The sequence below is a fragment of the Porticoccus sp. genome, assembly GCF_965660005.1.
GTDB lineage: Bacteria > Pseudomonadota > Gammaproteobacteria > Pseudomonadales > Porticoccaceae > Porticoccus.
On record NZ_CBFHYF010000002.1, the window covers coordinates 89,562 to 116,545 of the forward strand.

Annotated in this window: 24 protein-coding genes; 20 read left to right on the forward strand and 4 right to left on the reverse strand. The window is 55.6% G+C overall.

Features of this window, described 5'->3' with window-relative positions; translation table 11 throughout:
- Positions 1-49 precede the first annotated feature (49 nt).
- Genes ACTF5G_RS01155 through ACTF5G_RS01180 form a run of 6 tightly spaced genes read left to right on the forward strand, consistent with a single transcriptional unit; the run spans position 50 to position 5,161 of the window.
- On the forward strand, positions 50-895 hold the full coding sequence (locus ACTF5G_RS01155; RefSeq protein ID WP_438950982.1) for a DUF3450 domain-containing protein: 846 nt from the start codon (positions 50-52) through the stop codon (positions 893-895).
- A complete protein-coding gene (locus ACTF5G_RS01160; protein ID WP_438950983.1) occupies positions 892-2,262 on the forward strand; it encodes a MotA/TolQ/ExbB proton channel family protein in 1,371 nt (456 codons plus the stop codon). Before ACTF5G_RS01155 ends, ACTF5G_RS01160 begins: the two co-directional genes overlap by 4 nt.
- Positions 2,263-2,265: 3 nt before the next feature.
- On the forward strand, positions 2,266-2,781 hold the full coding sequence (locus ACTF5G_RS01165; RefSeq protein WP_438950984.1) for a MotA/TolQ/ExbB proton channel family protein: 516 nt from the start codon (positions 2,266-2,268) through the stop codon (positions 2,779-2,781).
- A gap of 14 nt (positions 2,782-2,795) precedes the next feature.
- Complete coding sequence (locus ACTF5G_RS01170; RefSeq protein ID WP_438950985.1) at positions 2,796-3,197, forward strand: ExbD/TolR family protein; 402 nt, start codon at positions 2,796-2,798, stop codon at positions 3,195-3,197.
- A gap of 14 nt (positions 3,198-3,211) precedes the next feature.
- Positions 3,212-3,808 carry an energy transducer TonB gene (locus ACTF5G_RS01175; RefSeq protein WP_438951006.1) on the forward strand — a complete coding sequence of 199 codons (597 nt, stop codon included), beginning with the start codon at positions 3,212-3,214 and terminating at the stop codon, positions 3,806-3,808.
- A complete protein-coding gene (locus tag ACTF5G_RS01180; RefSeq protein ID WP_438950986.1) occupies positions 3,809-5,161 on the forward strand; it encodes a tetratricopeptide repeat protein in 1,353 nt (450 codons plus the stop codon).
- A gap of 72 nt (positions 5,162-5,233) precedes the next feature.
- Here the strand turns inward: ACTF5G_RS01180 and ilvD are convergent, their stop codons facing one another.
- From ilvD to ACTF5G_RS01200, 4 genes are all read right to left on the reverse strand, one after another.
- On the reverse strand, positions 5,234-7,075 hold the full coding sequence (gene ilvD / locus ACTF5G_RS01185; RefSeq protein ID WP_438950987.1) for a dihydroxy-acid dehydratase: 1,842 nt from the start codon (positions 7,073-7,075) through the stop codon (positions 5,234-5,236).
- A gap of 69 nt (positions 7,076-7,144) precedes the next feature.
- Complete coding sequence (argA, locus tag ACTF5G_RS01190; RefSeq protein WP_438950988.1) at positions 7,145-8,452, reverse strand: amino-acid N-acetyltransferase; 1,308 nt, start codon at positions 8,450-8,452, stop codon at positions 7,145-7,147.
- A 31-nt stretch (positions 8,453-8,483) separates the two neighbouring features.
- On the reverse strand, positions 8,484-9,611 hold the full coding sequence (gene argE / locus ACTF5G_RS01195) for an acetylornithine deacetylase (RefSeq protein WP_438951007.1): 1,128 nt from the start codon (positions 9,609-9,611) through the stop codon (positions 8,484-8,486).
- 84 nt (positions 9,612-9,695) lie between these two features.
- On the reverse strand, positions 9,696-9,932 hold the full coding sequence (locus ACTF5G_RS01200; RefSeq protein ID WP_438950989.1) for a DUF6316 family protein: 237 nt from the start codon (positions 9,930-9,932) through the stop codon (positions 9,696-9,698).
- A gap of 224 nt (positions 9,933-10,156) precedes the next feature.
- On the opposite strand from ACTF5G_RS01200, the gene ACTF5G_RS01205 reads away from it, so the two are divergent.
- From ACTF5G_RS01205 to ACTF5G_RS01270, 14 genes are all read left to right on the forward strand, one after another.
- Positions 10,157-11,941: a GspE/PulE family protein gene (locus ACTF5G_RS01205; protein ID WP_438950990.1), complete on the forward strand. Its 1,785-nt coding sequence runs from the start codon at positions 10,157-10,159 to the stop codon at positions 11,939-11,941.
- A 120-nt stretch (positions 11,942-12,061) separates the two neighbouring features.
- Entirely contained in the window at positions 12,062-14,920 is a 2,859-nt protein-coding gene (gene glnE, locus ACTF5G_RS01210) for a bifunctional [glutamate--ammonia ligase]-adenylyl-L-tyrosine phosphorylase/[glutamate--ammonia-ligase] adenylyltransferase (protein ID WP_438950991.1), read from the forward strand.
- Positions 14,921-14,971: 51 nt separating this feature from the next.
- Positions 14,972-15,901 carry a branched-chain amino acid transaminase gene (locus ACTF5G_RS01215; protein WP_438950992.1) on the forward strand — a complete coding sequence of 310 codons (930 nt, stop codon included), beginning with the start codon at positions 14,972-14,974 and terminating at the stop codon, positions 15,899-15,901.
- A gap of 23 nt (positions 15,902-15,924) precedes the next feature.
- Positions 15,925-16,962 (forward strand): lipopolysaccharide heptosyltransferase II, encoded by a 1,038-nt coding sequence (gene waaF, locus ACTF5G_RS01220; RefSeq protein ID WP_438950993.1) that lies wholly within the window; start codon positions 15,925-15,927, stop codon positions 16,960-16,962.
- Positions 16,959-18,023, forward strand: a complete 1,065-nt coding sequence (gene waaC, locus ACTF5G_RS01225; RefSeq protein ID WP_438950994.1) for a lipopolysaccharide heptosyltransferase I — start codon at positions 16,959-16,961, stop codon at positions 18,021-18,023. The genes waaF and waaC overlap by 4 nt, the downstream gene beginning before the upstream one ends.
- The gene (locus tag ACTF5G_RS01230) at positions 18,023-19,156 is read left to right on the forward strand and encodes a glycosyltransferase family 4 protein (RefSeq protein ID WP_438950995.1); all 1,134 of its coding nucleotides are present in this window, start codon (positions 18,023-18,025) and stop codon (positions 19,154-19,156) included. Before waaC ends, ACTF5G_RS01230 begins: the two co-directional genes overlap by 1 nt.
- A complete protein-coding gene (rfaP, locus tag ACTF5G_RS01235; protein ID WP_438950996.1) occupies positions 19,153-19,968 on the forward strand; it encodes a lipopolysaccharide core heptose(I) kinase RfaP in 816 nt (271 codons plus the stop codon). Before ACTF5G_RS01230 ends, rfaP begins: the two co-directional genes overlap by 4 nt.
- Entirely contained in the window at positions 19,968-20,699 is a 732-nt protein-coding gene (locus ACTF5G_RS01240; protein WP_438950997.1) for a lipopolysaccharide kinase InaA family protein, read from the forward strand. Before rfaP ends, ACTF5G_RS01240 begins: the two co-directional genes overlap by 1 nt.
- Positions 20,700-21,470 (forward strand): lipopolysaccharide kinase InaA family protein, encoded by a 771-nt coding sequence (locus ACTF5G_RS01245; protein ID WP_438950998.1) that lies wholly within the window; start codon positions 20,700-20,702, stop codon positions 21,468-21,470.
- Positions 21,463-22,881, forward strand: coding sequence for a lipopolysaccharide kinase InaA family protein (locus ACTF5G_RS01250; protein WP_438950999.1), 1,419 nt, complete (start codon positions 21,463-21,465; stop codon positions 22,879-22,881). Before ACTF5G_RS01245 ends, ACTF5G_RS01250 begins: the two co-directional genes overlap by 8 nt.
- 2 nt (positions 22,882-22,883) lie before the next feature.
- Positions 22,884-24,626 carry a carbamoyltransferase family protein gene (locus ACTF5G_RS01255; protein ID WP_438951000.1) on the forward strand — a complete coding sequence of 581 codons (1,743 nt, stop codon included), beginning with the start codon at positions 22,884-22,886 and terminating at the stop codon, positions 24,624-24,626.
- Positions 24,627-24,688: 62 nt separating this feature from the next.
- A complete protein-coding gene (locus ACTF5G_RS01260) occupies positions 24,689-25,399 on the forward strand; it encodes a sulfotransferase family 2 domain-containing protein (RefSeq protein ID WP_438951001.1) in 711 nt (236 codons plus the stop codon).
- 48 nt (positions 25,400-25,447) lie between these two features.
- On the forward strand, positions 25,448-26,293 hold the full coding sequence (locus tag ACTF5G_RS01265) for a sulfotransferase (protein ID WP_438951002.1): 846 nt from the start codon (positions 25,448-25,450) through the stop codon (positions 26,291-26,293).
- Between the two features lie 34 nt (positions 26,294-26,327).
- Positions 26,328-26,984: hypothetical protein (locus tag ACTF5G_RS01270; protein ID WP_438951003.1), on the forward strand; the 657-nt coding region annotated here is incomplete at its 3' end.

Here is a 26,984-nt window from a genome sequence, read left to right on the forward strand (position 1 = left end):
TAATGATAATGGTTAGCATGTTTTATTTTGTTATCGTGTTGGAGCCTCTGTGATTCTCAATCGATTGTTGTTCAGTCCTGTGTCTGTTGCCGGTCTTGCTGGCCGTGTTGTGGAAAACCGGGTTTTCGGTCTGCTCAGGGGCGTCTTGCTGATGGTCAGTGCTACTTTGGTCATGGTGCCTGTTACCCAGGCCGCCACCGTGGATGATGTCATGGCAGCGGGAAAGTCCAAGATCGGGGCCGCGAAAGCGTCCCAGCAACGGGTAGATACCATTGCCGATGAAACGGATGAATTGTTCCAGAATTTCAAACAGGTCAACAAACAGATTGAAGGGCTGCAGGTCTATAACGCGCAGCTGGAAGCGCAGCTGGCTGATCAGCGCCAGACTATTACTGATCTGGAGCAATCTATCGAGAACGCCACCTTGATGGAACGGCAGATCACACCCCTGACCCTCAAAATGATCGATGCTCTGGAGCAATTTGTCTCTCTGGATTTGCCGTTCCTGCGGGAGGAGCGCCGTGACCGGATTGCCCGTCTGCAGGCCAATCAGTCACGCTCGGACCTAAGCAGTGCAGAAAAATTTCGCCAGGTACTGGAAGCCTACAAAATCGAGAGTGAGTACGGTGCCCGTATAGACAGCTACAGGGACACCGTCACGGTGGATGGCCAGCCCCGCGAGGTGACTTTGTTGCGCGTTGGCCGTATTGCGTTGATCTATCAAACACCGGATCAGCGGATCACTGCAGCCTGGGATCAGCGCAGCCGCAGCTGGCAGGTACTCGACAGCGGGGATTATCGCAGTGCTGTTGCAGAGGGGATTCGTATGGCCAGAAAACGGGCAGCCGTGGATATGCTGCAGTTGCCGATACCGGCCCCGGAGATGGTGCAATGAACGGTGCTACGCTGAGATCGCTGTTACTTGGCTTGGCTGTACTGTTGCCGGCATTCGATCACCTCCATGCAGAGGATGCCGCTTCTCTGGATGAATTGCTGACACTGATCAAAAAGGCTGAGCTGAATGAGTCCAGCGAACAGTTGGAGCGGGAGGCGGCTTTCCGTCGTGCCAAAACCGAGCAGGCCGAACTGTTAAAGCAGGCAAAGGCCGAGCTCGTTGCCGAAGAACGCCGTTCCGAAACACTGGAAAAGACCTTTGCCGAAAACGAGCTCAAAGTGGCGGCCCTGCGCGAGCAGTTGCAGACCCGGCTCGGCTCCCTCAGGGAAATGTTTGGTCATCTGACTGCCGCTGCCGGGGATACCCGGACAAACCTGAAAAACTCGCTGGTGAGCGCCCAGTATCCGGATCGCACGGATTTTCTTGACGATATGATCGAACGAATGAGCGGCGACACCCGTTTGCCCTCGCTGACCGAGATTGAACAGCTCTGGTACGAAATCAATCGGGAAATGATCGAAGGTGGGCGCGTGGTCAGTTTCCCGGCGACGGTGGTCACCGCAGAGGGTGAGCGGGTCCAGCAGCAGGTGGTGAGAATTGGTGTGTTCAATTTGCTCTCGAATGGGGCCTATTTGCACTATCCACCGGGCACGGACATGGTCACTGAGCTGCCCCGCCAACCGGGACGTGATTATAGAAAGGCTGCGCAGCAATTGCAGGCAGCCAAAGACGGTTTTACGCGCACCGGCATCGATCCCACCGGACCCAGTGGCGGCAGCCTGTTGTCTGCCCTGATTGATAGCCCGGGTTGGCTGGAACGCTGGCACCAGGGCGGCTGGATCGGCTATCTGATTACAGCACTGGGTGTTATTTCGCTATTGCTGGCAGGCTGGCGTTTTGCCGTGCTCTCAGCCATATCACGTCGGGTCACGGCCCAGTTGAACAACTCCAAAGCCAATACCGGCAATCCGCTTGGCCGGGTGCTCAAGGTGGGCGAGGATCATCGTGGCGCCGATGCGGAGTCGCTGGAGTTGAAACTGCACGAGCAGGTGCTTAAAGAGCGGCCAGCAATCGAGGCGGGACTGGGACTGTTAAAAATTATTGCCATGGTAGCCCCGTTGATGGGGTTGCTGGGTACCGTCACCGGTATGATCGTGACGTTCCAGGCCATCACCCTGTTTGGCACCGGCGACCCCAAAACCATGGCCGGTGGTATCTCGGCGGCACTGGTAACGACGGTGCTGGGCCTGTGTGTGGCGATTCCCACCGTGCTGCTGCACGCCTTGATCAACAGTCCGGCCCAGCGGGTGCTGCATATTCTGGAAGAGCAGAGCGCGGGCATTGTGGCGGAACAGACCGGGGTCTAGAGCGTGTTTCTGCTGGAAGATATCCGCAAATTTCTCGATGTCGGTGGGCCTGTTCTGCTGGTGATAGCAGTGTTGTTACTGGTGATGTGGACTCTGATCTTCGAGCGGCTGTGGTATTTTCGCACGGTGCTCAAAAATGACATTCACGCGGCGCTTGATTATTGGGAAGCTCGCACGGAGCGGCGCTCGGTGAGTGCTCACCAGATTCGGGAGGCATTGATCTCCCGGGTGGCGCTGAAACTCAACCGCAACCTGTCACTGATCCGGGCGCTGATGGCCGTCGCCCCGCTGTTGGGTCTGCTGGGCACAGTGACCGGCATGATCGGTGTTTTCCAGGTGCTGTCGCTCAGCGGCGGTGGTGATGCCCGTGCCATGGCTGCGGGTGTCTCACAGGCAACTATTCCCACCATGGCCGGGATGGTGGCCGCGCTGTCCGGGGTGTTTGCCAATACCTATTTGCGTCGTGTGGCGGACAGGGAGCGACTATTGTTGGCCGACCATCTGACCATGGACCACTGAGGCGGTGAGTAACGATGCGTGACAGAATTCTCCGCCAGCCGGATCCCCCCCAGTCGATTGATTTGACGCCGATGCTTGACGTGGTTTTTATCATGTTGATTTTTTTTATTGTCACAGCCACGTTTATCCGTGAACCCGGGATTGATGTGGATTGCACAGTTGCCACCACCGGGGCCGGGCAAACGCCTGCCATTCTGGTGGCTATAGCTCAGGACGACAGCATCTGGGTCGACCAGCAAAAGGTGGATGCCGACAACCTTCGCCTGCATATTCTGCGCCTGCGCACTGAAAATCCCCACGGTGGCCTGGTGATTCAGGCAGATGGGAAGGCTTCCATGGAAACCCTGTCAAAAGTGGCCGATACGGCGCGTGCTGCAGGGATCGATGACCTGTCCGTTTCCACCAGGAGTCCCTGAGTCCCGTGCTGTTTATGCGGTATGCACTGGCGGCGGTTCTTGCGCTGATGGTGACGTTGGCGCTGTTGCTCGGTATGCACGGGCTCATTACTTCCACGGTTGGCGCTGAGCCGGACAGGTCATTGCGCAAAATAGCGGATATCTGGCAACCGCAACGAACCATTGAGGAGCAGCGTAAGGTAGTCCGGCCGGAAAAACCCCGGCAGGCTGAGCGTCCGCCACCACCGGTGCCCGACCTCCAGGTCAATATCGAGACGCCAAAAGGCACCGTCGACATGATGACACCTTCAATGGAAGGGCTGCAGTTGGGTCTCGGCGGCTCATTTACCCGTGATTCGGATTACATCCCCGTCTATGTGCCCCAGCCCGATTACCCCCCCATGGCCCTGCGGCAGGGTGTGGAGGGTTATGCGGTGGTGGAAGTGGTCATCACGGTTACCGGCAGTGTGCGCGATGTCAAACTGCTCGAAGAATCGCCCGCTAATAAGGGTTTTGGCAAATATGCCCTGAGAGCGGCAGAAAAACTCAAATACAAGCCCCGGGTGGTCGATGGCGTGGCGGAGGAGGTGTCTGGGGTGTTGTATAAATTTTCTTTTCAGATTGCCAAATAGATGATGAAAGCATTGCGACACCGGATTGGGTTACTTCATTGGTGGTTACTGGGGGTGCTGGTATTTGGCCCGGTTCAACCCTGGGCTGTATCAGAGGAGGCGGCCGAGTCGCGTCAGTACCAGGATACAAAAACCCGTCAGAAACAGGCGGTTGGGCAGGCCTGCGCGAATCAACTTGAGCCTGTTCAGGCGTTGCTGCAAGGCGACACAACACCATCCCGGACCCAGCTTGCCGGCTTGGTTGAACAGTTACACGACCTGCTGGAGCGGACCTGTACTTCCAGCTATGAAAAATCACAGGTCTACAACTTGCTGGGCTACAGCCACTATTCTCTGGAGCAGTATTCCCGTGCTATCGACAACTACCTGCGAATGCTGGCGGAACCGGAGGTGGACGACCGGCAGAAAGTGGCCACCCGCTTTACTGTAGCGCAGCTGTATTTCATGCAGGAGGACTATGACCGTGCTGTCCGACAGCTGGAACTCTGGCTGACAGAAGCGCCGGAGCCTCGCAGTGATGGACGTATCCTGTTGGCTCAGGCGTATTACTACCTCAAGCGACAGGACGAATCCCTGCGACTGGTCAACCAGGTTGTGGCGGAGGTTCTTTCCAGTGGCAAAGTGCCCAAGGAAAGCTGGTGGTCCCTGCAGCGTATGTTGTACTACGAGCGGGGTGAGAATCAGAAAGTGGTCGCGGTGCTCAAACAACTGGTGACGCACTACCCCCACCCCCGTTACTGGCAGGAACTGGGCGGGATTTTCGGTCAGCTTGAACGCAGTGGTGACCAGCTTGCCGTGATGGACCTGCTCCACTTGCAGCGGCAATTGAAAGATCAGCGGCAGTTACTGTCATTGGCGTATCTCTACCTGGGTGCCGATGTGCCTTTCCGGGCAGCCAGAATCCTCGATGAAGGCATGAAAAACGGCATCATTGAACCGACGGCCAAAAATCTGGAGACGCTGGGAGGCGCCTGGCAGCTGGCGCGCGAGACCGACAAGGCGTTGCCAGTGTTGCAGCGGGCGGCCAACGTGTCGGATAGCGGGGCAATCGCTTCGCGGTTGGCGTCAGCCTACCTTGATGCCAATGATAATGCCGCCGCCGTTCGGGAGGCGCGCAACGCCCTGCGCAAAGGGGATTTATCGCGCCCGGGGCTGACGCGCCTCACCCTTGGCGCAGCGCTGGTCAACCTGAATTGTTATTGGGAAGCAGAACCGGTATTTCAGGCGGCGGCAGCGGATGAAAAAATCCGTAAAACAGCGCAACAGTGGTTGCAATATATTCGCAGTGAAGCTGCCCGTAGGGATCAGTTGATGGAAAATGGCGCCGCCATAGCGGGTTGCCAATCAATTTAGAGCCTGCTCACACTAATTCATCAGATAAAAAACCGGCCTTGTGGGCCGGTTTTTTATAATAGAAGCCCGTGGCTATTTGATGGTGATCAGGTTCAGATCACGCACGGCGCCGCGGTCGGCGCTGGTGGCCATTGCGGCATAGGCCCTTAGCGCTGCGGACACACGCCGGGGACGTTTTTCCACAGGATGCCAGCCAAGCCCATCCTGTTCGACACGGCGCTCGGCCAGCTGCTGGTCACTGAGTGCCACGTTGATGGTGCGGCCGGGAATATCAATTTCAATGATATCGCCATTCCTGACCAGACCGATGGCGCCGCCGGCGGCTGCCTCGGGTGAAACGTGGCCGATGGACAGGCCTGAGGTGCCGCCGGAAAACCGTCCGTCGGTAATCAGCGCACAGTCCTTGCCCAGTCCCTTCGATTTGAGGTAGCTGGTGGGATAGAGCATTTCCTGCATCCCCGGACCGCCGCGGGGTCCCTCGTAGCGAATAATGACAACGTCGCCGGCTTTGACCCGGCCGTTGAGAATATCCTCGACGGCCTGATCCTGGCTTTCGCAAATATGGGCCGGACCGGAGAAAACCAGAATTGACTCATCCACACCCGAGGTTTTCACCACACAGCCGTTCAGGGCGATATTGCCGTACAGCACAGCCAATCCACCCTCCAGACTGAAGGCGTGCTCAAGGCTGCGGATACAGCCGTTTTCGCGATCGGCATCGAGGGAACCCCAGCGCGTATCCTGGCTGAAAGCCTGCTGGGTAGGAATACCGGCGGGGCCTGCTTTGAAGAATGTTGCCAGAGACTGGTCTTTGTTACACATGATATCCCAGCGGGAGATCGCCTCCGCCATGGTCGGTGTATGAACCGTGGAAACGTCCGTATGCAAAAGTCCGGCGCGATCCAGTTCGCCGAGAATGCCGAATACGCCACCGGCGCGATGCACATCCTCGACGTGGTATTTCGGGGTGCTGGGGGCGACCTTGCAGAGTTGTGGCACCTTGCGCGACAGTCGGTCGATATCGGCCATGGTAAAGTCCACGTTGGCTTCCTGAGCGGCGGCCAGCAGGTGAAGAATGGTGTTGGTGGAACCGCCCATGGCGATGTCCATGGTCATGGCATTTTCAAACGCCTCGAAGCTGGCAATGGAGCGGGGCAGCACGGCCAGGTGATCCTCTTCGTAGTACTCCCGGGCCATGGAGACGATGCGGCGGCCCGCTTCTTCAAAGAGTCTGCGGCGGTCCGCATGGGTGGCGAGGGTAGTGCCGTTGCCCGGAAGGGACAGCCCTAGTGCTTCCGTGAGGCAGTTCATCGAATTCGCCGTAAACATCCCCGAGCAGGAACCGCAAGTGGGGCAGGCGGAGCGTTCATATTCATTGGCTTTTTCGTCGGAGGCATCGGGATCAGCGGCGATCACCATGGCATCCACCAGATCCAGTTTATGTTCGGAAAGCTTGGTTTTACCCGCTTCCATAGGGCCGCCGGAGACAAAAATGGTCGGTATGTTGAGTCGCATCGCCGCCATCAGCATGCCGGGGGTGATTTTGTCACAGTTGGAAATACACACCAGTGCATCGGCGCAGTGAGCATTCACCATGTATTCCACCGAGTCGGCGATAATATCCCGGGAAGGCAGTGAGTAGAGCATGCCGTCGTGGCCCATGGCGATGCCGTCATCCACGGCGATCGTATTGAATTCCTTGCCTACCCCACCGGCTTTCTCGATTTCGCCGATGACCAGTTGCCCCATGTCCTTCAGGTGCACATGCCCCGGCACAAACTGGGTAAAGGAGTTGGCAACGGCGATGATCGGCTTGTTGAAGTCGTCATCTTTCATGCCGGTGGCCCGCCACAGGGCGCGGGCACCGGCCATGTTGCGGCCTTTGGTGGTGGTGTGTGAGCGATATACCGGCATGGTTGGCCTCTTCTTTCCGCAAAAAACTAGGTGGCAAGGATAGCAGAGACCGGCCCGGGTAATCAGCAGTTATAAGAGATTCTTGCAGAATATCCGCGAGTTGCGCTGGAAGTTGTACAGGGATTTGCGCTCGGCCGGCAACTCATCCAGCGAGCTGTCGACAAAGCCTTTTTCCCTGAACCAGTCGCTGGCTCGGGTGGTAAGTACAAACAGCTGCCTGATACCCTGCTGTGCCGCCTGGGTTTCCAGTTGTGCCAGCAGACGACTGGCAAACCCGCGATTGAGAAAGTCGGGGTGTGTGACCACGCAGGCCAGTTCTGCCGATACCCCATCCATGAAGGGGTAGAGTGCAGCGCAACCCACCAGCATCCCCTCGGCATGGAGCATGACTGTAAAGCGGGATATCTCTGTTTCGAGTAGCTCCCTGGAGCGTTTTACCAGAATACCCTTCTGTTCCAGTGGTTCGATAAGCTCCAGCAATCCGCCCACGTCATCAATCGTTGCCTGGCGAATCACCTCCCGGCCATTTTTCAGCACCAGTGTGCCGCTACCCTCCAGGGTAAACAGCTCTCTGAGCAGGGCCCCGTTGTCTTCAAAGCTGATGATGTGTCCCCTCAGCACTCCGTTCTCGCAGACCTGGTAACAGGCCATCAGGGCGTGTTGCAGTGGTATATCGTCTTTCAGCACATTGAGGCATTGGGGCACCTCGTTCAGTGACAGCATCTTCATCAGGTCACCCTGCTGGGTTTTTACGCCGCCCCCCGTGCAGAAAATGATCAGTTTTTCCGCCCCCATGCTGACGGCAGTCTGGGTCGCGATATCTTCGTAATTGAGATTGTAGGCTTCACCGGTGGGTGAATAACCAATCGGTGACAGCAGCACGATCGCCCCATCCTCCAGTTGCCTCTGAATGGCTTTGTGGTCGATTCGTCTGACCTCGCCGGTGTGATGGAAATCGATGCCATCGCGAACACCCAGCGGCTTGGCAGTGATCAGATTGCCGCCCAGAACCCGGATTCGGGCGCCGTGCATGGGCGAGTTGGTGGCACCGGTAGAGAGTTTAGCCTCGATGGAAATGCGAGCACTGCCCACGGCATCCTTGACGCAGACCATGGTGGCTGAATCAGTAATCCGTGTGTATTGGTCAAACTGTGGGGTGATAGCGCAGCCCGTCAACCGTTCTTCAATCTGTGGCCTGGCGCCATGCACCAGCACCAGCTTGATACCCAGACTGTGCAGCAATGCGATGTCGTGGACGATATTGATGAAATTGGCATGGGCAATGGCCTCGCCGCCCAGGGCAAGGACAAAGGTTTTCCCCCGGTGTGTGTTGATGTACGGGGAGGTATCACGAAGGAATTTTACGTAGTCGGACACAGCGTCAGCCTGAGAGGTTGTCTGGTCGTCATTATAAGCAGCAGCGACCGATGAGTTGTACCAGAAAATCAACCGTGGGTTGAATGCGCTCGGTGGCCAGATATTCATCGGGTTGATGCGCCTGCTCGACACTGCCCGGCCCAAGGACCACCACATCCATTCCCAGGCCTTTCAGATAGGGGGCTTCGGTTGCAAACGATACTGCTTCGCTGGTGTGGTTGGTCAGGGATTCACAGATTTTTACCAGGGCGGAGTCTGCACCAGACTCAAAGGCGGGGACACTGTAATGTTGCAATGAAATAGCGACCCCGTCCCGTTCCCGAAGCGGCAGGATGCGATCACCAATCTGTTGCTGTAGCGTCACCATATCCATGCCCGGCAATGGTCGGATTTCAAATCCCAGTTCACATTGACCGCAGATACGGTTGGGGTTGTTGCCGCCGTGAATGCATCCCAGATTCATGGTCGGGTAGCTGACGCTGAACATCGGGTTGTGGTATTTCTCGCGCAACTCGTTCCGCAGTGACAGCAACTCTCCCATCGCGCTATACATGGTCTCCATGGCATTGCGGCCCAAGGCGGGGTCACTTGAATGACCGGAGCGACCCTCTATGATCAGCTTTTCCACCATGATGCCTTTGTGCATATTGATGGGTTTCATGCCGGTGGGTTCGCCAATCAGGGCATAGCGGGCTTTGGGTCTGCCCGCTGCGGCGAGAGCCAGAGCCCCGGACATGGAGGACTCTTCATCAGCGGTTGCCAGTACAATCAGTGGTTGCTGAAGGGTTTGAGTGGAAAATTGTCTCGCAGCTTCAATGACCAGCGGAAAAAATCCCTTCATGTCACAGGTACCGAGGCCGTAAAGACGGCGGTCTTTCTCAAGCAATTTGAAGGGGTTGTGTGTCCAGCGTGCTTCATCGCAGGGCACCGTATCGGTATGGCCCGCCAGTACCAGTCCGCCGGGACCACTTCCCAGCGTGGCGATCAAATTCGCCTTTCGTGAATCCTGCAGAGGCATGATGTCCACGGCAAAGCCAAGATCTCCCAGCCAGCCCCCCAGCAAATCAATAACCGCACGGTTACCCTGGTCGAGCGCAGGGTTGACGCTGCTGATCGAATTGGTGGCAATCAGCTGTTGCAGCATGGGGAGAATTTGCATGGCATTCAGTGTACGGTCGGTAGATAAAAAAGCAATCGCCACCGCCAAGCGTAGGGTCAGGGGTACAGTAGAGGTGCCGGTCACCTATTTGCTTGAAAACGCTTTCAGTAAATATTGATTGGACAGTGCATCAATGGCGGAGTGACCGCTCTTTATATCCTCAATATAGGCATGAGCCGCCTTTTTTGCGGCCTCCTTGCTGGGGAAAGGGCCCAGCATGCTGTGTGTTTCGCGCACGGTAAAATACCAGGACCCGTTCATGCATTCGATACGTTCCGAGCGGAAGTGCGTGGCGCCCTCCTCGCCTCGCCTGATGGCCATGACAACACCCTCGTCTGTTGAAAATATAGGGAATGATCCATTAGGAGTATTAGCTGGATTTTGCCGAAAAGCTCGCCACCTGGAATAAATAATTTTCTTTTGAGGACTTCTCGTACGATGTGATCCAGTCAGGAACATGTCGGCTATGCGCGAGGTGATCATTGTCGCTATCATCCTCAGCCGTCATACTCTGTCCTGTGAATCGGGTAAATCGGGTAAATGTTATGGTGGCAGCCGCAGAGGTGCCGGAGCGTCAACTGGATTTGGGCAATGTGCTCAACGACCTGGTAGCCGATGGGCTGTTATCACGCAGTGATGCCAATATGCTGGCCGGGGCACAGCGCAGCCGCGAGCAGGCACTACTGCACCCGCTGGCTTATATTGCGGGACAGGGTCCGGATAATCTCTCGGAACCGGGCAAGCAGCTCAATATTGATACCCTGACGCGTTGGCTGGCAGAGAAAGCCGGCCTTGAAGTGGCACATATTGACCCATTGCAGATTGATGTCCCCAGGGTTACCGATGTCATGTCTTTTCAGTTTGCCCGCCGCCACAGTATTCTGTGTATCGGCGCCAGCGATACGCAACTGTTGATCGCCACCACTCAACCGTTTATGAGCGAATGGGTGGCAAACCTGGAACAGACCAGCCGAAAAAACATCAGACGGGTGGTGGTCAACCCGGTCGATCTGGCCAAGTACGCCGTGGAATTCTACTCGCTGGCCAAGTCGGTGTTTGGTGCCAAGGGTATTGCGGGTTCCAGCCGACCGGGTGCGGGGGTCACGAATTTTGAACAGTTATTGCAGATCGGCTCTCTCAAGGATCCCGATGCCCAGGATCAGCACATCATCAATATTGTGGACTGGCTGTTGCAGTATGCTTTCGACCAGCGTGCCAGTGACATTCATCTGGAGCCGCGGCGGGACAAGGGCCGGATTCGTTTTCGCATCGATGGTGTGTTGCATCAGGTCTATGATCTGCCGGATCAGGTGATGACCGCAGTTACCAGTCGGCTGAAAATTCTCGGCCGCATGAACGTCGCGGAAAAACGTCGCCCCCAGGATGGCCGGGTCAAGACCGTCACGCCGGCGGGTGGCGAAGTGGAGCTGCGTTTATCTACCCTGCCGACTGCCTTTGGTGAAAAACTGGTGATGCGGATTTTTGATCCCGATGTGCTGCTGCGCGGTTTTGCCGATTTGGGGCTCAGTGGTGATGATCTGAAGCGCTGGGAGGCAATGACCGGTCGGCCCCATGGCATCGTATTGGTGACCGGTCCCACCGGCTCGGGTAAAACCACCACCCTTTACTCCACTCTAAAGCGGCTTGCCACTGAAGATGTGAATGTCAGCACCATCGAGGACCCCATCGAGATGGTCGAGGACAGTTTTAACCAGAGTCAGGTGCAGCACAAAATCGATTTTGATTTCGCCGCGGGTATCCGAACCCTGATGCGGCAGGATCCGGATATCATTATGGTGGGTGAGATTCGCGATCTGGAGACGGCGCAGATGGCAATTCAGGCTGCCCTCACTGGACACCTGGTGCTGTCAACGTTGCACACCAATGATGCACCGTCAGCGATTACCCGGCTGCTGGATCTGGGTATCCCCGCACACCTGATCAAGGTGACGGTCAACGGTGTCATGGCCCAGCGTCTGGTGCGAACGCTCTGTCCACATTGCAAGGAGGCGGTAACTGTTGGTCCAGCAGATTGGGAGTCGCTGGTACGTCCCTGGAAAGTCAAGCCTCCGGCGACCATCTACCGTCCTGCAGGTTGTCTGGAGTGCCGAAATACCGGCTATCTCGGGCGACAGGGGGTTTACGAAATTCTGCCGTTGACGGAAACCATCAAACCGCTGATCACTCTGGATACGAATATTTCCGCGCTGCGCCTACAGGCCATGAAAGAGGGTATGAGAACCTTGCGTCTCAGTGGTGCCCAGAAGGTTGGTGCCGGGTCTACTTCGGTGGAAGAGGTGATGCGAGTGGCCCCTGAATCGGGCGGATAGAGCCCACCTGGTCACTGCCGTGCCCGTATCCATAGCAATCCTGTTTTCCTGTCAAACCGAGAACGCTACCCTATGTCGATGAGCGCCAAAGAATTACCGCCAGTTCTGCAGGAGCAATGGGTGCTGCGCAGGCATTACTTTGCCGGGCGTGCTACCGCCGAGCAGGAAAGCTGGCTGGTCTCAGTGCTTGAAGGCGGGACACTGGCGCGACAGTTGCCGCTGGTTTGGTCCTGCAGTGAATATGTTGCCGCCGCCTGTGCGGGGCAGCCGGCGATATTTCAGGAGTTGGTGGAGTCCGGCGATCTTGAAGCCAGCTATTCCGATACAGCACTGACAGAGCACCTCGCCACAAGGCTTACTGCTGTTGCCAGTGACGATGAACTTCTCAGAGTATTGCGCCAGTTCCGAACGCGTGAAATGGTCCGTATTATCTGGCGGGATCTCACCCGGTCAGCGGAATTGGAGGAAACCACAGCCGACATGTCCCGGCTGGCCGAGGTGTGCCTGCAGGGTGCTCTGGATTTCCTGTATCCACGGGCCTGCGATGAATGGGGTACCCCGCTTGATACCGATGGTGAGCCCCAGCAGATGGTGATTCTGGGAATGGGGAAACTGGGTGCCCGCGAGCTGAACGTGTCTTCCGACATCGACCTGATCTTTGCCTACCCCGAAGCCGGCGAGACTCGCGGTGGTCGCCGTAGTCTGAGCAATCAGGAGTTCTTTATTCGCCTCGGCCAGCGGTTGATCAAGGCGCTTGATACCCCCACCGCCGACGGCTTTGTATTCCGCGTGGATATGCGTCTGCGGCCTTACGGCCAGAGTGGCGCACTGGTGCTCAATTTCGATGCCATGGAAGAGTACTACCAGACCCAGGGTCGCGACTGGGAGCGCTACGCTATGATCAAGGCGCGGGTGGTCGCTGGTGATCGGGCGGCGGGCAGTCGGCTGATGGCGATGTTGCGACCTTTTACCTATCGCAAGTACCTCGACTTCAGTGCCTTTGAATCCCTGCGGGGGATGAAGGCGATGATCAACAGAGAGGTGCAACGAAAGGGTCTGGTGAGTGATGTCAAGCGAGGTGCTGGCGGTATACGTGAGGTTGAATTTGTCGCCCAGGCCTTCCAGATTATTCGTGGGGGCCGCGACCGGCGGTTCCAGACACCACCGCTGAAAGAGGTGCTGGAGCTGTTGGGGCAGGAGGGATTGCTGCCGCTCGAAGACACCGAAAGACTCTACCGGGGTTACCGGTTTCTGCGCAATGTGGAGCATGTGCTGCAGGGGTGGCAGGACAAGCAGACCCAGTTATTACCGGCTGATGAGTTAGGTCAGTGCCGGGTCGCATACCTGATGGGTTGCTCAAGCTGGGATCAGTTTCTGGTACAGCTAAACGAATTTCGCCAGTTTGTTCACCAGTTATTCGAAGATGTGGTTGCCGAACAACATCGGGGTGATGATGGTGATGACGCACCTGAGGAGCACCCGTTGGCGGAGCAGGTTTGGCGGGCTGTCGATGGCGATGAGTTAATGCCCGATGAGCTCGGGATCATAGGCTACGATCTGCCGGAAAAGGCGGCGGAGACGATCAACACGCTGCGCGGTAGCCGGTCGGTGCAGTCCATGGTCAATGACACCCGCGGCCGACTGGATAAGTTGATGCCCCAGCTGATCAGCATTTGCGGGCAGCGGGACAATGCCACTGAAACCCTTGGACGGGTACTCAAGCTGGTGGAGGCCGTCGCCCGTCGCAGCGCCTATCTGTTGCTATTGAAGGAAAATCCGGCGGCGCTGCAGAGCACCGTCAAACTCTTTTCCGGCAGTTCCTGGGTGGCAGATCAGCTGGTTCGCTATCCGGCACTTCTCGATGAGTTGCTGGACAGCCGAACGCTGTTTTCGCTGCCGGAAAAATCAACCCTTGAGGACGAGTTGCACCAGCAATTGCTCCGGGTGCCCACCGATGATCTGGAATCCCAGATGGAAGTGCTGCGCTATTTTCAGCAGTCACACAGCCTGCGGGTGGCGGCCTGTGAGCTGGAAGAAATATTGCCCTTGATGAAGGTGAGTGATTATCTGACCTGGCTGGCGGAGGCAATCCTGAGCCATGTGCTGCAATTAGCCTGGAACCAGCTGGTGGAACGGCATGGCTACCCGAAAACAGCAGAGGGTGAAACGGCAGGATTTTTGATTGTCGGTTACGGTAAGCTCGGCGGCATTGAACTGGGGCACGGCTCTGATCTCGACCTGGTCTTCCTTCACGACGCCGACGCGGCCGCTTCTACCGACGGCGTACACCCGTTGGACAGTGCGACATTTTTTGCCAGGTTGGGGCAGCGCATTGTGCATATTCTCACCGCCAAAACGTCCTCCGGCGACCTCTATGAAGTGGATATGCGATTGAGGCCCTCCGGTAGCTCCGGAATGCTGGTTTCCTCCCTGACAGCCTTTGAAAAGTACCAGTTGGGAGAAGCCTGGACCTGGGAGCACCAAGCGCTGGTGCGCGCTAGGCCGGTAGCCGGACCCGAAAAGCTGGTCCTGGCCTTTGCCGAAATCCGTCGGCGAGTGCTGGTGCTGCCACGGCCAAGAGAAAAGCTGATAGCTGATGTGCTCGAGATGCGCGGTAAGATGAAAAAACACCTCGCCAGTGGCAAAGCAGATCAGGGGCAGTTATTCCGTCTGAAGCAGGATCCGGGAGGTATCGTCGACATAGAATTTATGGTTCAATTTGCGGTCTTGGCCTGGTCCTACGATATTCCGGGTTTGACTCGCTGGAGCGATAACATCCGTATCCTCGAATGCCTCGAAGAAAGTGATGTTCTGTCAGTTGAGGATGTGGAGATTCTGACCAGCGCCTATAAAAATTACCGATCTGTAGGACATCGACTTCAGCTGCAACAGGCAGAACTTGTGGTCAATGCGGCAGACTTCACGGTGCAGCGGCAGCAGGTGTCGGCAGTCTGGCATCGATTGTTCGGAGAAGAGTAAACCTCTGGCCGGTGGTTCTTTCGGTCAGTCTGAATTTTTAGGAGACACCCCATGTCATTTGCAGATCGCGATGGCTATATCTGGTTTGACGGAGAGATGGTTCCCTGGCGTGAAGCCAAGGTCCACGTGCTGACCCATACATTGCATTACGGCATGGGCGTCTTTGAGGGTGTGCGCGCCTATCAGACCCCGGATCGCGGGGCAGCCATTTTCAGGCTCAGGGATCATACCGATCGCCTGTTCAATTCAGCCAAGATCATGGGCATGAAGATGCCCTTCAGCAAGGATCAATTGAATGCGGCGCAGAAGCAGGTGGTACTGGAGAACGATCTGCACGAAGCCTACCTGAGACCCATGGCCTTCCTTGGCTCCGAAGGTATGGGCTTGCGGGCCGATTCCCTGCAGACCCACGTGATTGTCGCCGCCTGGACCTGGCCCTCCTACATGAGCCCGGAATCCCTGGAAAAGGGTATCCGCATTCGCACCTCGTCCTTCACCCGTCATCATGTCAATATTGCCATGACTAAGGCCAAGGCCAATGGCAATTACATCAACTCCATGCTGGCGCTGCGGGAAGCGCTGGACTGTGGTTGTGAAGAGGCCCTGTTGCTGGATCCGGAGGGGTATGTCGCCGAGGGCAGTGGTGAGAATGTATTCATTGTTCGCGACAATGTGCTCTATACACCGGAGCTGACCTCCTGCCTCGACGGGATCACCCGAAAAACCGTCATTCAGCTGGCCGAGGAATCTGGTTACCGGGTGGTGGAAAAGCGTATTACCCGCGATGAGGTCTACATTGCTGACGAGGCCTTTTTTACGGGTACTGCCGCTGAAGTGCTGCCGATCCGCGAGCTGGATAGTCGCACCATTGGCGAAGGTGTGCGGGGCCCGATCACCGGACAGTTGCAGTCACAGTACTTCGATCTGGTGCGCGGTCTTCGCGGTGAGCATCAGGAGTGGCTTGCGCCGGTGGGGCAGTAAGCCCGGATTTGCCGGGACGTCACATGGTATCGGGTAAAAAAATTCTCATCATCGGACCCTCCTGGATAGGGGACATGGTGATGGCACAGTCGCTGTTTATTCTTCTCAAGCAGCAGGCTCCGGACGCCCGGATTCACGTGCTGGCGCCAGCCTGGAGTCGGCCGCTGCTGGCACGCATGCCCGAGGTCGAACGGGCGATTGATATGCCGGTTGGGCACGGCAGTCTGATGTGGTCGGTACGCCGTCGCATTGCCCGGGAATTGCGTGCTGAAGGCTATAGCCAGGCCATTGTTCTGCCCAATTCTCTTAAATCTGCCCTGATTCCCTGGCTGGCCCGCATTCCCCGCCGGACTGGCTGGAAGGGAGAAACGCGTTATCTGTTGTTGAATGATCTCCGCCATCTGGACAGGCAGCAGTACCCCCTGATGGTGCAGCGTTTTGATGCGCTGGCCCTGCCCCGGACTGCCACCCTGCCGGATAAGCTGCCGACCCCCAACCTGCATGCAAAGGCAGACCGGGTTCCGGCGCTGCGCCGGCAATTTGGTCTGGAGGCAAAGCAAAATATTCTGGCACTCTGTCCCGGCGCCGAATTCGGTCCCGCCAAGCGCTGGCCGGAACAGCACTACACGACGGTGGCTGCTCATCAGATTGCCAGGGGCTGGCAGGTCTGGTTATTGGGCTCGGCAAAGGATCGCCCGGTGGCGCAGGCCATTATCGATGGCTTGCCTGAGCACCAGCGCAGTCGCTGTCATAATCTGGCGGGCACAACCAGTCTGGATGAGGCAATCGACCTGATGTGGGTGACTGATGCCGTGGTGAGCAATGATTCCGGGTTGATGCACATCGCTGCTTCCCTGAATCGTCCGCTGGTAGTGGTTTATGGTTCCACGTCCCCTGCTTTTACGCCACCGCTCAATGAGCAGGTGGCCATTTTATCGATTCCTGTGGATTGCGGGCCGTGCTTCAAGCGTGAATGCCCGTTGGGGCATCTCAAGTGCCTCGTTGAGTTATATCCGGAACGGGTGACGGCGGCTCTCGATCGACTGGTGCCTGGGTCGTGACGTCGGTATTGCTGATCAAAACCTCTTCCCTAGGTGATGTGATCCATAGCTTGCCTGCACTCACCGATGCGGTAGCCGCCATTCCCGGTGTTCGTTTTGACTGGGTGGTGGAAGAGTCCTTTGTCGAGATTCCCTCCTGGCATCCGGCGGTTGACCGGGTGATTCCGGTTGCCCTGCGGCGCTGGCGAAAACACCCGTTGCAGGCCCGGCACAGCGGCGAGTGGGCCGAATTCAAAAGTCGTATTGCGGAACGCGCCTACGACGCGGTGATCGATGCCCAGGGGTTGTTGAAAAGTGCGTGGCTGACCCGTTATGCAAAAGGCCGGCGGTTTGGCCTGGACAGGTGGTCGGCGCGGGAGTCCCTGGCGGCACTGTTTTACCAGCAGCCCATTGCCGTACCGAGAGACCAGCACGCGGTCGAGCGGGTGCGGCAGTTATTTTCTGCGGCGCTGGGTTATTCCATGCCGACGAGCCTCGGTGACTACGGTCTGGATCGTCAGGCGTTGGCCGGGGTCGTCCCGGGACAACCCTATGTGCTGCTTTTTCATGGCACCACCTGGTCGAGCAAGCACTGGCCGGAGTTGTATTGGCGGCAGCTGGCTGAAAGGCTGGATGAGCGGGAGATCGGGGTTCAGCTGCCTTGGGGCAATGTCGAGGAAAAGGCCCGGGCAGAACGGCTTGCCGAGGGTCTCCAGCGGGTACAGGTGCTGCCGTCATTGTCATTGGCCGGCATGGCCGGCGTGGTGGCGGGGGCGCAGGCCTGTATCGCCGTTGATACGGGATTGGGGCACCTCGCTGCGGCACTCGGTGTGCCCTGTCTGTCGCTGTTTGGTCCCACCAATCCGGGGTTGACTGGTGCCTATGGCCCCTCGCAAATCCACCTTGCCAGCGACCTTCCCTGCGCGCCCTGTTTGCAGAAAACCTGTCAGTACCGCCCCACCGCTGAAGATGCACGCCAATTCGACCTGCAGCGCGAACAACCGCTATGCTTTACCCGGGTTGCCCCCGACAATGTATTTGGGCGCCTGCAGATACTGCTGACGCAACATGGAGCTATCTGATGCAACTGGCGTTTTTACTCTACAAGTATTTTCCGTTTGGCGGTTTGCAGCGGGATCTCGTCAGGATCGCTCAAACCTGTCAGCAGCGCGGCCACCGCATCAGGGTGTATACGCTGGGTTGGCAGGGGGATGTGCCGGAGGGGTTTGACGTAGTAATAGTGCCGGTGCGGGCGTGGGTCAATCATCGCCGCTACAGGAAGTTCACCCGTTGGGTTGAGGCCGACATGCGCAGGCGTCCGGTGGATCGGGTGGTCGGCTTCAACAAGATGCCCGGCCTTGATGTCTACTATGCAGCGGACCCCTGTTTCGAGGATAAATCCCGCCGACTGCGAAAGCCGTGGTATCGCTACAGTCCGCGCTACCGGCATTTTTCCGCCTATGAAAAGGCGGTTTTCTCGCCCGCAGCAAAAACCGAACTGTTGATGATCTCCGCCACGCAGCAGGCGCTGTTCAAGCAGTATTACGCCACGCCGGATCACCGTTTTCATCTGTTGCCGCCGGGTATTTCTCCCGACCGCCGCGCGCCGGCCAATGCCGCCGAGTTGCGCGTTGTCGCCCGCCGGACACTGGGTGCAGAATTCGCCCTGCCAGCCGATGGGCTGTTGCTGGTTCAGATAGGGTCAGACTTTGAACGCAAGGGACTCGATCGCAGCATTCAGGCCCTGGCGGCACTGCCCGAAGCGCTGCGCAAGCGTACCCGGTTGGTGGCGCTGGGTTCTGACGATCCTGCCAAAATGCAGGGCCTGGCGGATCAGCTCGGTGTGGGTCAGCAGGTTTTTATGCCGGGAGGCCGGGCCGACGTGCCGGATTTTTTGTTGGCGGCAGACCTGCTGCTGCATCCGGCCCGCCACGAAAACACCGGCACCGTACTGCTGGAGGCCCTGGTGGCCGGCCTGCCCCTGCTGGTGACCGAGGTTTGTGGCTATGCCCACTATGTGCTCGATGCGGACTGTGGTCGTGTGGCTACTCAGCCGTTCGACCAGTCGGCTTTCAACTGTCTGCTTGAGACGATGCTGGCCAGTGACCGGGATCGCGCACGCTGGCACGACAATGCGCTGCGGTTTGCCGATGAAACCGATTTATACAGTATGCCGGAACGAGCAGCGGACGTGATTGAGGGGAACCCGGCTTGAAATTGTTTCTGACGGAACCGTTTGCCTCCCAGTGGCAGGATTGCGATCCGTTTGAGGCCGCCTTTTCCCTGTCCGGGGAGCTGTTTCGCGATATGGGTGACCGCCGCACCAGTCGGTTTGAGTTTAATGGTGCCGCGTATTTCGTGAAAACCCATGCCGGTATCGGTATCGGGGAGCTGCTTAAAAACCTGCTCTATCTGCGGGCTCCCGTGTTGGGTGCCGAAAATGAATACCGGGCTATTTCCCGTCTCACCGAGCTGGGCGTGGAGACCATGACGGCAGTAGCATTCGGTCGGCGCGGCTGGAACCCGGCCAGCGAGAAATCCTTTCTGATTACCCGTGCGCTGGAGCCCACATTGCCGCTGGATGAATACTGCAATCCTCAGGTGCTGTCTTCCATGGGCGTGGAAGAACGCCGTACACTGGTGCGGCGGTTGGCGCAAATTTCCAGAACGCTGCACGATAACGGTATCAATCATCGCGATTATTATCTCTGCCACTTTCTGCTCGATACGTCCCCCGAAATGGAGGCGGTTGCGGTATCAAAGCGACCGCTTTACCTGATTGATCTGCACCGGGTGCAGATCCGTCACCGCACCCCACGTCGTTGGCGACACAAGGATCTGGCAGCACTCTATTATTCAGCGCGCCGGGTGGGTTTTGATGAGCGGGATGTGGCGTGCTTTCTGGTTGAATATAAACAGCAGCCCCTGCGACAGGTTATTGACGAAAATCACCGCCTGTGGCGCTCTGTCAGTAAAGAGGCTGAGCAGCTGCAACGCAAGGGCATCAGAAAGGGGTATCACGACTGATGCACTGCTGGTTTGTCGACAGGGCAATTCTCGGTGAGACCGCTGTCGAGCGGTTTTCCTCGCTGGAGGATGTTTTTGCCGTTACCGGCCGGCGGATTACCCGATGTCCGATCAGTGAGCTGATACTGACGGAAATCGAGGGTAAGTCCTATTATGTGAAACGCTATTCGGGGCGCGGCAAAGTCATGCGGCGCTGGCTGGGACGAAGCCGCGTCAGGGCCGAATGGGAAAATCTGTTGCTGTTTCGGCAGTTGGGTCTCAGGATGCCGCCCATCGCGGCCTACGGTGAGTCGGGCACCATAGGTGCATTGATAACCGAGGCGGTGCCCGGTGCTGTCGACTTGCAGTCACTGGTCAGAGAATGGCCCGAGCTACTATTGAATCGTACCTGGCTGGATCAAGTGATGGTTCAGGTGGCTGAGGTGGCCAGACAGCTCCACGCTATCGGCTTTGCCCACAACGATTTGAAGTGGCGCAATATTCTGGTAACCGGGGGAGCAAATCCCGAAGTTTATCTGATCGATTGTCCGATGGGCCGTAAATGGTGGGGACCGCTACTGGCCTACAAAAAGGTCAAGGACATTGCCTGTCTCGACAAAGTGGCGAAATACTGTCTCAGCCGAACGGTGCGGTTGCGCTTCTATCTCTACTATGTTGGCAGGGAGCGGATTACTGTGGCCGACAAGAAGTTCATCCGCAAGGTGCTGGTATTTTTTGCGGGGCGCGAATAGATGAAAGCGCAGTTTTTTCAGCTTGAACCGGCGTTTGCCGGGATTTTTCAATCGCTAAACCTGGATAACCTTTCTGCCTGGTGGAGTTTGGCTATTGAACGGGTAGATGAGCCCAATCTTACCCGCGGTGGCTGGAGCGAAGTAGGCAGGTTGTCCTTTCCTGTGAATGGTCAACAGCAAACTTTCTATCTTAAACGTCAGGAAAACTATAATTGCCGGACGCCCGACAGCCCGATACGGGGTATTCCCGTTGCGTTGCGCGAGTGGCAGAAAATTCGCTGGCTGGAAAAATGGGGTGTTCAAACACTGGAGGTTGCCTGTGTCGGGCGGGAAAACAGTAAAGCTGACCGGGCGATTCTGGTCACTGCCGCGCTTGAACAGTTCTCGTCTTTCGATGTCTGGCTCGCCCGGCCGATGCCGGATCGTGAACGCGCCACGGGGCTGAGTGCGCTGGGACACCTGATCGGACGATTGCATGCCGCTGGGGTGAAGCACGGTTGTCTTTACGCCAAGCACGTGTATTTTTCAGATCATAACCCCGCCGAGTTGCGTCTGATTGATCTGGAAAAGTGCAAGCGGATCTTCAGTCGCTGGGCCGGTCTTCGGGACCTGGACACCCTGATTCGCCACAGTCCACCCCTGACCCATGACGAACGCCGGCTACTTTATACCGCCTACAATGAGGTCTGCCCCTATCCATGGTCCCTGAAGTCGCTGGAACAGGCCGTACTGCAAAGAATTCAAGCCAAGCGGGAGGTTCCAGGTGACTGATCCGTTTACTCTGGAGGCGCTGCAGCGCAGCGATCTTTCATTGATGGCACCGTTTGCATTGCAGGCCCCCGGACTGGACAGCATGGTCTGCGAAGCGATTTATCGCCATCTTCCCGGGCGCAGGTTGGTATTCAGTACACATTGGGGAGGTGCCCATGTGCTGGTGAAGCTTTTTTTTCGTCGCAAGGACTTTGAGCGCGAACGGGCCGGCCTGCAGGCCATGCGGGATGTCGGTGTTCCCTGCCCCGGAGAGGTCTGGACTCTGAAGGACGGCACCGGCAGAAGCGGTGACTTCCTTGCCACGATATTTCTCGACAACGCGATCAGTTTGCGACAGCTATATACCACTCAGCCGTTAGCAGCCATGCCGGCCTTGCTGAGCAAGGCCGTTGCCATGATTGGCCGTCTGCACCGCGCCGGTGTCATGCAGGCGGATATTCACCTCGATAACTTTCTCGCCAGAGATGGTCAACTGTACATGATCGATGGCGGCGGTATTCATCCGCTAAAAAAGCCACTGCACAATCTCGCCATGTTCTTTGCCCAGATGGTGCCGGAATATGATCAGCTGATGCCGGAGGTCATTCAGGCCTACGGTGCCGGCGCGCCGGAACCCGAACAATTGCAGTCGATTATTGCCAGAATGCGGGAAAAACGGATTCGTCATTATCTGGCAAAGACCATCCGCGATTGCACCCAGTTCCAGCGCCTGAGGGTCAGAGGTGCGTTTGTCGTGATGGCCAGACAGCGGGTCACTGATAGACTGTTACAGGTCATCAGCCAGCCGGAGGTGGCGGTGGGGCAGGCGACTTTTCTCAAGCGCGGCAATACAGCGACTGTGATGAAGCTGGCCGGTGATAGCGGTAGCTGGGTGCTCAAACGTTACAATATTAAAGACGTCTGGCACGGCTTGGGGCGTGCTTTCAGGCGCAGTCGCGCCTGGATTTCCTGGCAGAATGCCCACCGGCTGGAACAGCTGGGTATTGCGACACCCCGACCGCTGGCCATGCGGGAAAACAGAGCTGGTCCCTTCCGCCAGGGGGCGTACCTCGTTACCGAGTGGTCCAGCGGTGAGAGTTTGCAGGCCTGGCTTCTGCGGCACGGCCCCGCCGGTATTCCGGACTGGCTGGATCGGGAAGTCAGTCGTCTCTTTGCTATCATGTGGCTGGGGCGAATCAGTCACGGCGATATGAAAGCCACAAACCTGATTGTGTGCGGCGAGGAGTTGCAATTGATTGATCTGGATGCGCTGCAACGCCACCGCTGCAAAAGTGTCTTCAAGGAGGCCTACGGTAAGGATCTGCAGCGCTTTATGGATAACTGGCAGGGCAAGATCTGGCAGCATTTTGAGCAGTTGCTGCGGCCCTATGCCAGCCAGTGCGGTATTAAACTCATCAATAAAAAGGTTTAACAGTGTCGACAATTGTTCTCGGTATTTCCGGTGCGCTGAATCACGATTCATCCGCAGCCCTGTATGTGGACGAAAAGCTGGTGGCGGCGGCGGAAGAAGAGCGCTTTATCCGCGATAAGCACGCCAAGGGAAAAATGCCCTATCAGGCAGCGAAATTCTGTCTGGAGTTCGCCGGTATCAAGCCGGAGGCGGTGGATGTGGTTGCCGTGCCCTTTGCGCCGATCTCACTTTTTACGCCTGCGCGCTGGCATTTTGCCAAACGTTACTGGTACGCCCCCGATCGGGCGCTGGATGCCCTGCTCAACGGCAATCGCCGTTTTCGCCGTTATCGCAAGCGGGTTTTCAGTCTGCTGCGTGAGTTGGGGATCAATCCCGCCGATGTGGAGTTTGAGCCAGTGGAGCACCACCTGGCTCATGCCTCGAGCGCCTATCACCTGAGTGGCTTCAAGGAAAAAACCGCCATCATGGGCGTCGACGGAAAAGGGGAGTACGCCACTACTTTCTTTGGCTATGGCGAAAATGGTCGTATTCACAAGATCAAGGAGTTTTACGATCCGGATTCTCTGGGTGGCCTGTACGGGGCCATGACCGAGTACCTGGGTTTCGAAATGCTCGACGGGGAGTACAAGGTAATGGGCATGGCGCCCTACGGCGATGCGAGCAAGTATGATTTTTCCCGGCTGATCGATTTCGATGGCAAGGATTTTCGGGTCAATACCAAACTGGTCAACACGGTGGGTCTGCGCCGCTACAAGCAGGACGGTGTCGGATTCTATTTCAGTCCGCAATTGATTGACTGGCTTGGGCCGAAACGCGAGGGTGATATTGCCGATGAGCCCTACATCGACTACGCCGCCACCATTCAGGCCCTGTTTGAAAGTGTGGTATTCAAACTGATGGACCATTATCTCGGCGATATCCTTCGGGAGACGGGCAAACTGGCATTCTCTGGTGGTGGCGCGCTCAACGTAAAGCTAAACCAGAAAATTATCGCCCGGGATGAAGTCAGGGAGCTCTATGTGCAGCCGGCTTCCGGGGATGCGGGCACGGCGGTGGGTGCTGCCTCCTATGCGCTGGTGAAGCGCGGCATTCAGCCGGAGCCCATGCAGCATGTGTACTTGGGGCCGAATTACAGCAATGAAGACTGTATGCGCGCCTGCGAGCTGCATCCCAACAAGCCCGACTACCAGTTGATTGACCAGGTGCCCCAAAAAATTGCAGCCCTGCTGGCAGAGGGGCATCCGGTGGCCTGGTTTCAGGGCCGGATGGAATTCGGCCCTCGTGCCCTGGGTGGCCGCTCTATTTTGGGTTGCCCAAGCGCTCCTGGAGTAGCTAACCGGATCAATGAACAAATCAAGTTTCGTGAACGTTGGCGACCCTTCTGCCCCAGCATGCTTGATCGAGTGGCCCCGCAAATGTTCAAGATCGACCACCCGGCACCATTTATGACGTTTACCTTCGAGGTGAACGATGAGTGGAAAAACCGCGTACCGGAAGTCGTTCATGAGGATGGCACTGCTCGTGCCCAGGCTCTCAAGCGAGAGTACAACCCCCGTTACTATGAGTTAATGGAAGAAATGGAAAAGCTGACAGGCAATGGGGTGGTGTTGAATACATCGCTGAACCGGCGGGGAGAGCCGATGGTTTGCTCGCCGACCGATGCCCTGAATATGTTTTTTGGTTCCGATCTACAGTATCTGATTATGGAAGATGTGCTGGTAGTGAAAGGCTCTCCACAGAATTGAAACCATTAGAGTTAAGGTTTTATAAAAATAAATTTCAAATAATATAACGAGCATTTTTGCAAATGAGCCTCCGCCTTTTCTGGAAAGTAACCCCAAAACATAAGCGTGAACTTCTGCTGAGTGTGATGGGTCCTATCGAACAAAAACAGTTCAGAAAGATAGTGGAGGGTAAAACAGATTTTCCGAAATGCTTTTCTTCCAGAAAGGCAATTTTTATTCATGTTCCGAAAACCGCTGGTTCAAGTATATGCGATGCTATATTTGGCGTAAGTCGGGTTGGGCATATGCCCTATTCCTGGTATGAAAAAATTTCACCCGAATCATGCGAAAATTATTTCACATTTACATTCGTCAGAAACCCATGGGACAGAGCTGTTTCGGCATACCACTATTTGCTTTCTGGTGGCGCCCACAAGCGAGATGAAAAATGGTCAAAACTGGTAAGGAAATATAATAGTTTCGATGATTTTGTTTTACAGTGGATTTGTCATGAAAATGTTCAGAAAATTATTCACTTCCTTCCACAAATCAAATTCATAGAAAGTAGAGATGGGTCTGTTGATCTTGATTATATTGGCAGGTTTGAAGATATAAATTCTGATCTTTCAGAGATCAACTGTTTGTTAGGTGGCCATAACAACATAATATTTAAGCTGGGTCATAAAAAAGCGAGCAATAGAGGCGATTATAGAAGTTGCTATTCGAAAGAAAGTTCCGAAATTATTGCCAATGTTTATGCAAGGGATATTAGCCTTTTTGGGTATGACTTTTAGCCAATAATCTTATTTGAAAATACACGATAAATAATTAATAGAGAATTTATGAAAAAATTAATTTTTATTCTTTCCTCAAATTACAGTGGATCACATTTTCTCTCACTTCTTCTTGGAAGCCATAGTCATGGTAAACACCTTGGTGAATTAAAAAATATTTACAAAAGTTTTGATGCAGTTTCCTGTTATATCTGCGAAGAACTGGATGACTGCCGTCTATATCACGATATAAAAGAATGTCAAAAGCAGGATTTATATAAAGAATTATTTTCTAGAGTCGATGGCAATATTGAATTTCTGGTGGATATCTCAAAAAAATCAGAATGGTTTGAAAATTTTATTCCCAATAGTGAATACGATATTCGCCTGATTCATCTTGTCAGGGATCCGCGCGCCCTGGCGAGGCGGTGGCTGATGCGGTTTGATGAGAAGCAGATCGGGTTGCGTGAGCGGATCAAACAAATCAGAAAAAAACCACTCAAAATTGGCAAGCTGCTTTTTGGCGATCTCTTGACTGTGTGTATCTATAAGTGGATATCCCAGAACAGAAAAATTGACGCTTTTGTGAAATCAACCGGTTTGCCCGCCAGAATGATTACCTACAAGGAGCTGGCTTTACAGCCGGATGAGACACTGTCGTCGATTTGTGAATGGATCGGTGTCGACTATGAGCCCGGCCAAAAGGACTACTGGAATTTCGAGCACCACGGTACTCAGAAAAAGGAATATGAGTGGGTCAGGGAGAAAGGGGGCGCACAATTTTTTGATCAACGCTGGCGCGAATTTCTGACAGAAAGCCAGACTGAGGAAATAGAAAAAAATCGGGATCTTCAGTCACTGCTGAAGCAGTTTTCCTTGAGGTTTTCCCCCGAGGGGCTTGAGCACACCGTATAGAAAAATCTCCTAGTGTGAGGGGTAGTTTTACAGCGTGAATACAATATTACTTGAAGAGATATCCTGTACGTTGGATAAAGGGTTGATCAGGGTGAGCTGTTCAGTAAATGCTGTTGGTCTCCCCGGTACATTATGGTTTGAAGTTAAGGGGTTGAGCGAGCATGACAGCCTGACGCTTAGTTACAATTGGGCAGTGGTGGCTCTTCTTTTTCCTGCCATGCAGCGCGGCGATAATATTATTGTAAAGGGCTGTCTTTCTAAAAGGTTACTTGCAAACATCAACAATGATCTGCAGTTATTGTTACAAGTTTTTCAGCCATCCCTGAGAAAAATTCAAGTTAAGTCTGATGCTGTAAGCAAAGAAAAAACATTGACCGCAGGTCGTGTTGGTACGGGGTTTTCTGCCGGTGTTGACAGCTTTGCAACTTTGCAGCATTTCTCAGAGGAAAATGCATCCACTAGCATTCAGGTAACCGACATTTGTACATTCAATGTGGGTGCTATGGGAAGATATGAAAATCCTGATGTCGAGGCCGTATACGACAATTATTGCAAGAGGACCGTCAGATATGCAGACGTATCAGGTAAAAATGCAATATGTATAAATTCTAATATAGACTCGTTTTATCGCGGCCTGAATTTTCAAAAAACGCATACGTTCAGAAATATATCAGCCGCACTCGTTCTGGAA

Bases quoted from the DNA above. Each gene is read 5' to 3' on its own strand.
- ACTF5G_RS01160 (WP_438950983.1), top strand. From the start codon at position 892: ATGAACGGTGCTACGCTGAGATCGCTGTTACTTGGCTTGGCTGTACTG.
- ACTF5G_RS01170 (WP_438950985.1), top strand. From the start codon at position 2,796: ATGCGTGACAGAATTCTCCGCCAGCCGGATCCCCCCCAGTCGATTGAT.
- ACTF5G_RS01175 (WP_438951006.1), top strand. From the start codon at position 3,212: ATGCGGTATGCACTGGCGGCGGTTCTTGCGCTGATGGTGACGTTGGCG.
- ACTF5G_RS01180 (WP_438950986.1), top strand. From the start codon at position 3,809: ATGATGAAAGCATTGCGACACCGGATTGGGTTACTTCATTGGTGGTTA.
- ilvD (WP_438950987.1), bottom strand. From the start codon at position 7,075: ATGCCGGTATATCGCTCACACACCACCACCAAAGGCCGCAACATGGCC.
- argE (WP_438951007.1), bottom strand. From the start codon at position 9,611: ATGCAAATTCTCCCCATGCTGCAACAGCTGATTGCCACCAATTCGATC.
- ACTF5G_RS01200 (WP_438950989.1), bottom strand. From the start codon at position 9,932: ATGGCCATCAGGCGAGGCGAGGAGGGCGCCACGCACTTCCGCTCGGAA.
- ACTF5G_RS01205 (WP_438950990.1), top strand. From the start codon at position 10,157: ATGGTGGCAGCCGCAGAGGTGCCGGAGCGTCAACTGGATTTGGGCAAT.
- ACTF5G_RS01215 (WP_438950992.1), top strand. From the start codon at position 14,972: ATGTCATTTGCAGATCGCGATGGCTATATCTGGTTTGACGGAGAGATG.
- waaF (WP_438950993.1), top strand. From the start codon at position 15,925: ATGGTATCGGGTAAAAAAATTCTCATCATCGGACCCTCCTGGATAGGG.
- ACTF5G_RS01230 (WP_438950995.1), top strand. From the start codon at position 18,023: ATGCAACTGGCGTTTTTACTCTACAAGTATTTTCCGTTTGGCGGTTTG.
- ACTF5G_RS01240 (WP_438950997.1), top strand. From the start codon at position 19,968: ATGCACTGCTGGTTTGTCGACAGGGCAATTCTCGGTGAGACCGCTGTC.
- ACTF5G_RS01245 (WP_438950998.1), top strand. From the start codon at position 20,700: ATGAAAGCGCAGTTTTTTCAGCTTGAACCGGCGTTTGCCGGGATTTTT.
- ACTF5G_RS01260 (WP_438951001.1), top strand. From the start codon at position 24,689: ATGAGCCTCCGCCTTTTCTGGAAAGTAACCCCAAAACATAAGCGTGAA.
- ACTF5G_RS01265 (WP_438951002.1), top strand. From the start codon at position 25,448: ATGAAAAAATTAATTTTTATTCTTTCCTCAAATTACAGTGGATCACAT.